This window comes from Chryseobacterium sp. SIMBA_028 (genome assembly GCF_046535285.1).
In the GTDB taxonomy this organism is placed as follows: Bacteria; Bacteroidota; Bacteroidia; order Flavobacteriales; family Weeksellaceae; genus Chryseobacterium.
Window position 1 is genome coordinate 1 of the sequence record NZ_JAWRWZ010000742.1, and the last position, 241, is coordinate 241.

1 protein-coding gene is annotated in these 241 nt (G+C 27.0%); it reads right to left on the reverse strand.

The window, feature by feature from the left end; translation table 11 throughout:
- The coding region (locus SCA31_RS25220) for a TQO small subunit DoxA domain-containing protein (protein ID WP_410699672.1) at nt 1-241 on the reverse strand (241 nt) is incomplete at both ends.

Below are 241 nucleotides of genomic sequence, written 5' to 3' on the forward strand. Positions count from 1 at the left end.
TTTAATTCTCGCCGTCCATTCAATTCCACTAATATCAATTAATTTCAACGTATGAATCTCATCTTTTTGAGCAAAAATCTCATCAATTTTAATGGTTAAATCAGCTTTTGCTCCAAGCGGAATAATCAAACTATATTTACCATTTTTCACTTTTGCTACATAATGATTGTTAATATTTTCTTTTGAAAACTTTGAAAGTTCGGTTTGATCTAATGTTTTTAAAATATCTCCTTTTTCATTT